This window comes from Beijerinckia sp. L45 (genome assembly GCF_009765775.1).
In the GTDB taxonomy this organism is placed as follows: Bacteria; Pseudomonadota; Alphaproteobacteria; order Rhizobiales; family Beijerinckiaceae; genus RH-AL1.
The window spans coordinates 1-6407 of sequence record NZ_LMUU01000121.1; the positions used below are offsets into that span (position 1 = coordinate 1).

Genomic DNA, 6407 nt, shown 5'->3' on the forward strand with positions numbered 1-6407 from the left:
CGGCGCCGATGCGCGTCGGCAGCACCACGCGGTCGGCGCCGGCCTGCAGCAGCTTCTTCTCGGTCGTCGGCGCCTCGCCGCGGGCGATGATGGTGAGCTCGCGGTTGAGGCCGCGCGCGCTCAGGGTGATGAAGACGTTGGCGGCATCGTCCGGCAGCACCGTCGCCAGCGCCCTCGCGCGCGACACGCCGGCGAGCTTGAGCACGTCTTCGTCGGTCGCGTCGCCCTGCAGGCTGAGATAGCCGAGGTCGCGGCATGCCGCGAGGCGGCTTTCGCCGCGCTCCAGCACCACGAAGTCGCATTGTCCGGCGCGCAACTCGCGGGCCAGCATCAGCCCGATGCGGCCGAAACCGCAGATGATGACGTGGCCGGTAAGGCCGTCGATGTCCTTCTGCATGCGGCGGGTTCCAAAAAGCTGCTGGAATTGACTGGCGGTGATCAGCTGCACCAGCGTACCGGTGAGGAAGATCATACCGGTGCAGCCGGTGATGACGAGCGCGATGGTGATCGCCCGAAGTTCGGGCGTGTTGATCGGGTTCACCTCGTCGTAGCCGACGGTGTAGACGGTGAGCACGACCATGTAGATGGCGTCGCCGACGCTCCAGCCGGCATGGATGTAGGCGCCCGTCGCGGCAGCCGACACCGCCAGCATGAACACCATGCCGGCGAGCAGATTGCGCAGGGGCGAAGAGAGAAACGTCAGCATGCGGGCCCAAGGCTCGGCGAAGCTTGGGCTGAAGCGTTTTCCGGGCCAGCGTTCAATGGCTCGCCATGATCAGCGACACCAAACCGCCGCCATGGCGTTCGATGCGGCCGGCAAGCTCCAGCTCCAGCAAAGCGGCGCGGACCTCGCGAGAGGCGAGTTCCGCGGCGCGGCCGAGTTCGTCGATCGAGATCGGCGTCGGGCCAAGCTTTTCGACGATGCGCTCGACGGGGCGGCGGCCGGATTCCTCCAGCCCGCCCGGCGCCGGCTCGTCCTCGTTGTCGTAGACTAGCGGCGTGGTTTCGCGCGCAGGCTCGGGCGCCGGTGCCTTACCGAAGAGATCGAGCTCGTCCCAAAGCGGCTCGTCATCACGCGCGGGAGCGTCGGAGAACAGGTCGCCCTGCCCCTTCGCCGGCACTCGGTCGGCAAGCGCGCGCAACACGTCGTCGACCTCGCAGCAGAAAGTGGCCCCATCGCGCAGCAGGTCGTTGGTGCCCTCGGCGCGAGGATCGAGCGGCGAGCCGGGCACGGCAAACACCTCGCGGCCCTGATCGGCGGCAAAGCGGGCGGTGATCAGCGAGCCGGAGCGGCGCGCCGCCTCGACCACCACCACCCCGAGCGACAGCCCGGAGACGAGGCGGTTGCGGCGGGGAAAGTCGCGGCCGCGCGCCTCCCAGCCGAACGGCATTTCGCTGATCGCCGCACCATCCTCCAGCAGCCGGTCGAGGAACGGCTGTTGGTCAGCGGGATAGAGCTTGTCGTGGCCGCCGGCGAGCACGGCGATGGTGCCGCTGGCGAGGCTGGCGCGATGGGCGCGGCTGTCGATGCCGCGGGCAAAGCCGGAGACGATCACGTAGCCGGCCTGCCCGAGCCCGCGCGCGAGCCGCTCGGCGAAGGCGAGCCCGGCGGCAGACGCATTGCGCGCGCCGACGATGCCGATGGCCGCGCGGTTCAGGGTGTCGAGGTTGCCGCGTGCGGCGATCACCGCGGGCGGGCTATCAATCTCGAGAAGCAGCTTGGGATAGGTGGGCTCCGCCATCGCGATGAAGCGGGCGCCGCAGCGCGCCGCAAGATCCAGCTCACGCTCGATGTCGGCCACGGCGGCGATCTTGATCGCCCGGCCGGGATTGTTGTGGCGCAAGAGATCCGGGAGGGCCTCGAGCGCGGCCTCGGCGCTGCCGAAGCGTTTCAGTAGAGTCTGGAAGGTGCGCGGCCCGATATTGTCCGAGCGCCAGAGCCGCAACCAGGCGAGCCGCCGGGCCTCGGTGAACGGCGCCGATGCGGACATCGGGCCGTCCGGGCTCATGATTTTTGGCCCACCTTGCTTTCGGTGCCGGCGATGAGCCGGGCGATGTTCGCGTGATGCTTGATCCACAGCAGGATGGCGAGGCCGAGGAAGAGCATGGCGGCACTGCGCTCGCCGAGCAGCAGCAGGGCCAGCGGTGTGGCGGCGCTTGCCGCCAGCGCGCCGACCGAGGAGCGCCGCGTCGCGGCGACCGCCGCCAGCCAGATCACAGCGAAGGCGATCGCGGCGGGCCAGGCGAGCCCGATGAGGCAGCCCAAAAAGGTCGCGACGCCCTTGCCGCCCTTGAAGCGCAGGAAGATCGGAAACAGATGGCCGAGGAAGGCGCCGGCAGCCGCGACGAGACCCAGCGCCACAGGCCCCTGCCCCGCATCGAAATGCACGGCGACGAGGACGGCAATGGTGCCTTTGAGCGCGTCGGCGATGAGCGTGATGGCCGCAAGATCCTTGCGCCCGGAGCGCAACACGTTGGTCGCGCCGATATTGCCCGAGCCGATGCTGCGCGGGTCGGCGACGCCGGCCAGCTTCGTCACGACGACGCCGGACGGAATCGATCCGGCGAGATAGCCCAAAACAAACGCCAAGACTTCAGCGACCACGGTGGATACTCAAGCACAACATGGCGGGACCGTAGCCGTGCGGGCGGTCGGACGCAATCGAGGCGAACGAGGCGGCGATGTCGTTCTGCCGACAATGGATTGGCGTCCCATCGTCTCTGGATGTCACGCGCCATTCGCAGGGCGGCGCCTCGACGCGATACAACAACGTCACGATTGTTTTGCGCTCGATGCATTGTCGGCGCCGGCCTAGTCAATACAGGCAAAAGCCCGACAAATAATTATCGGCTCCCGACGCCAGTTACGGGCGACAGTGTCGGCGCAGACAGCTAAGATCGAGTCGAGACCACGCGGTTGTTTCGACGCGACAATTCGGCTGGTCTGTTTATGCGTTTCCGAGGCGGCAGACCGGGGGTCCGATGCACGACAGGCCTGACGACAAAACGCCGGCCGTGAAGCCCCGGACGGCGCTGGCGCCGGCGATCCTGGTGACCCTCATCATCGCGGCGATCGTCGCGACCACGTTGTGGTACCTCATCCAGCCGCAGCCGTTGATCATCCAGGGCGAAGCCGACGCCACCCGCATCGATATCGCGGCGCGTGTCGACGGCCGGGTCGGCCTGCGCCCGGTCGAACGCGGCCAGGACGTTGCCGCTGGCGCGCTGCTTTACCGGATCGACAATCCCGAATTGCTCGCCAAACTCAAGCAGGCGGAAGCCGCGGAAGCCGCGGCGGCGGCGGAACTGACGCGCATCGAAGTCGGCACCCGCGCCGAGGTTCTCGCGCAGCGCAAGGCCGCTGTGGAAACCGCGACTGCCAACCTGACGCTGGCGCAAAAGACCTACGCGCGCGTCAAGGAACTGACCGCCAGTGGCAACGCGCCCCTGCAGCGTCTGGACGAATCCACCAACGCGCTGCAGGTCGCCCAGCGTGCCGCCGATCAGGCCAACCTGGCCGACAACGAAGCCATCGCGGGCTACACCAAGGAAGAGCGCGGCGTCGCGCATGCCAATGTCGTCAATGCGCAGGCCTCGGTCGACACCGTCCGGGCGCAGGTCGACGAACTGACGGTGAAAGCGCCGATCGCCTCGCAGGTTTACCAGATCGGCGCCGAGCGCGGCGAATACGTGTCGCCCGGCGTGCCGTTGCTGTCGCTGATCGATCTCGGCGACGTCTGGCTGCGCTTCGATCTCCGCGAAGATCTCGTCAAGGGGCTTCACGTCGGCCAGCAATTTCAGATGCGTGTCCCCGCGCTCGGCGACCGGCTCATCACCGCGGCGATCAAGGTCATCGCGACACGCGGCGAATATGCGGGCTGGCGGGCGACACGTGCGACCGGCGATTTCGACCTGCGGACGTTCGAAGTGCGGGCCTATCCCGTGACGCCGATCCCGGAGCTCAGGCCGGGCATGAGCGTCTATGCGGATTGGCCGGGCAAGACCCGATGAGGCCGCCTGCCCGCCCCGGCTTTCTGCTCGTCGCCACGCGCGAATTGCGCTGGATGCGGCGCGATCGCCTGGCGCTGTTTCTCGCCATCGGCGTGCCGCTCATCGCCTTCGCGCTGCTCGCCTGGACATTCAGCGGCGCGGTGATCCGCGACCTCAACGTCACCGTTGCCGACGCCGATCGCACCCCGACGTCACTGCGTTACGTGCAGGCGATCACGTCCGCGCCGGGGGTCACCGTTGCCGCGCGTTCCAACGACCTCACGGACGCGATGCATGCGATCCGCTCCGGCCGCGCCATCGCCGCCGTGTACATCCCGGAACACTTCGAACGCGATCTCGCCGCGCAAAAGCATCCGCAGATCGTGGTCTTCTACAACAGGCAGTATTTTACCCCGGGCAACAGCGCGTCGAGCGCCGTCACGGGCGCCATCAACGCGGCCACTGCAGCGCTTCCCGCGACCGCGGCGCCGACGACGAGCGCGTTCAAACCGGGGTCGCTGGTCGTCGAACAATATGTCCTGACCAACCCGGCGATGAACTACGCGCAATTCCTGCTGCGCGCGATCCTGCCGACGATCCTCCACGTGCTGGCCGCCGCCGCCGCGGGCTATGCCGTCGGCTCGGAGTTTTCGTCGCCGCGTAGCGTGGGCGCCTGGATGAAGGCGGCGGGCGGCAGCCCGCTGGCCGCGCTCGTCGGCAAGCTCGCGCCGCTGTTCGGCATCTTCGTCATCATGATGGTCGTCGAGGCCGCCGTCATCAGCCACGTCGAGCATATTCCGTTTCGCGGCGACTCGGTTCTGCTCGGAGCGGCCGCCTGCATGCTGATCATCGCCTATCTCGCGCTTGGCGCTTTGTTCCAGCTGCTGACTCGCAACCTGGCGACCGGATTGAGCGTGACCGCGCTCTACTGTTCGCCGGCCTTCGGCTTCGCCGGGGTCGGATTTCCGATCCTCGCCATGAGCACCTTCGCGCAGCTTTGGGGCGCGGCGATGCCGCTGCGCTGGTACATCGAGATCCTGTTCGACCAAGCCTCCCGCGGGCTGCCGGCTGCCGACTCCGCAAAGCCGTTCGGCGCGCTCGGCGCCCTCGCGATCCTCTTCTTCGCGCTCGCATGGTGGCGTCTGCGCGCCGTCGCGCGCCGCGGCCCCGTCAAGGCACCCGAGCCGGTGCGTGCGTTCCGCGACATCCGCGGGCTCGGCAAGACGACGGTCGCCGAGGCTTGGCGGATCCTCGGCGACAAAGGCGCGCTCGGCATGATCCTCCTGGCGCCCGTGATCTACGGGGTGCTGTATCCGCAGCCCTACCTCGGGCAGCTGCTGCGCGGCATTCCGGTCGCCGTGGTCGACCTCGATCGCACTGAACTCAGCCGCGATCTGATCGAGACATTGAACGCCGACGAGGCCGTCAGCGTCGCGGTCCGCGCGGAATCGCTCGCCGAGGCACAGAAGGCGCTCGGCCGGCGCGAGGTCTTCGCCATTCTCGGCATTCCCGAAGGCACCGAACGCGAGGTCCTGAAAGGCAACAAGGCGCGGATCCCGGCCTACGTCGATTCCGCCTACTTCCTGCTCTACAGCCGCATGCTGCAGGGCATTTCGGAAGCCAGCGCGACGGTCAGCGCCAGGATCGCCACACGCGGCGCCCGGCTGAACGGCAGTCTGGTGCAGGCCGCCCTCACGCGGTCCTCACCGATCAAGGTGGTGAGCGAACCCCTGTTCAATCCGACAGGCGGCTACGCAAGCTACGTGGTTCCGGCCGCCTTCCTCCTCATCGTGCAGCAAAGCCTGTTCATGGGCGTCGCCACGCTCGGCGGCGTGGCGTTCGCGTCGGAGGGGCGAAGCGGGCGGCGGCGGCGTGGCGGGCTGCGCGCGGTGGTCGGGCAAGCGCTGACGCATCTGCTCTTCGCGGCGCCAGGGTTGGCGCTGTATCTGGTCGTGTTGCCCCACGCCTACGGCTTCTCGACGCTGGGCAAGCCGCTCGACCTTTTGGCCATGGCCATTCCCTTCGTTCTCTCTGTAAGCTTTCTCGCGCAATTCGCGGGGGCCTGGTTCAAGCGGCGCGAGAGCGCGGTGCTCATGTTCATGGCCGTAGCACTGCCGCTGTTCTTCATGGTCGGCGTATCATGGCCGCTCGAAGCGCTGCCGGATGCTTTACGCACCGCAAGTCGGCTTTTCCCCAGCACCTCCGCGATCGACGGGCTGGTCCGCATCAACCAGATGGGCGCCAGCCTGCACGATGTCTCGCGGGACTGGCTGACGCTCTGGGTTCTGACCGGCGCCTACGCGCTGCTCGGCGCCCTGGCGACACGTCTGGCGAACAGGGAGGCAACCGTTGGCCGCTAAACCACATCGCAGCCGCATCCTGCCGATCGTCCTGGTTGTCCTGATCGCGGGCGGCGT

General features: G+C 67.9%; 5 protein-coding genes. 2 read left to right on the forward strand and 3 right to left on the reverse strand.

The features are described from left to right. From GSQ79_RS12790 to plsY, 3 genes are all read right to left on the reverse strand, one after another. On the reverse strand, nucleotides 1-706 hold a 706-nt coding region (locus tag GSQ79_RS12790; RefSeq protein ID WP_158809099.1), incomplete at its 3' end, for a TrkA family potassium uptake protein. A gap of 52 nt (nucleotides 707-758) precedes the next feature. Beyond that, nucleotides 759-2009 carry a DNA-processing protein DprA gene (gene dprA, locus GSQ79_RS12795; protein WP_246725305.1) on the reverse strand — a complete coding sequence of 417 codons (1251 nt, stop codon included), beginning with the start codon at nucleotides 2007-2009 and terminating at the stop codon, nucleotides 759-761. Then, complete coding sequence (gene plsY, locus GSQ79_RS12800; RefSeq protein ID WP_158809101.1) at nucleotides 2006-2605, reverse strand: glycerol-3-phosphate 1-O-acyltransferase PlsY; 600 nt, start codon at nucleotides 2603-2605, stop codon at nucleotides 2006-2008. Before plsY ends, dprA begins: the two co-directional genes overlap by 4 nt. 377 nt (nucleotides 2606-2982) lie before the next feature. Between plsY and GSQ79_RS12805 the strand changes: the two genes are divergently transcribed. Both GSQ79_RS12805 and GSQ79_RS12810 read left to right on the forward strand, forming a co-directional pair. Beyond that, nucleotides 2983-4011, forward strand: coding sequence for an HlyD family secretion protein (locus GSQ79_RS12805; RefSeq protein ID WP_158809102.1), 1029 nt, complete (start codon nucleotides 2983-2985; stop codon nucleotides 4009-4011). Next, nucleotides 4008-6350 carry an ABC transporter permease gene (locus tag GSQ79_RS12810; RefSeq protein ID WP_158809103.1) on the forward strand — a complete coding sequence of 781 codons (2343 nt, stop codon included), beginning with the start codon at nucleotides 4008-4010 and terminating at the stop codon, nucleotides 6348-6350. The genes GSQ79_RS12805 and GSQ79_RS12810 overlap by 4 nt, the downstream gene beginning before the upstream one ends. Nucleotides 6351-6407: the final 57 nt, after the last annotated feature.

Coding starts and splice junctions, on each gene's coding strand:
- GSQ79_RS12805 (WP_158809102.1), top strand. CDS start 2,983: ATGCACGACAGGCCTGACGACAAAACGCCGGCCGTGAAGCCCCGGACG.
- GSQ79_RS12810 (WP_158809103.1), top strand. CDS start 4,008: ATGAGGCCGCCTGCCCGCCCCGGCTTTCTGCTCGTCGCCACGCGCGAA.
- dprA (WP_246725305.1), bottom strand. CDS start 2,009: ATGAGCCCGGACGGCCCGATGTCCGCATCGGCGCCGTTCACCGAGGCC.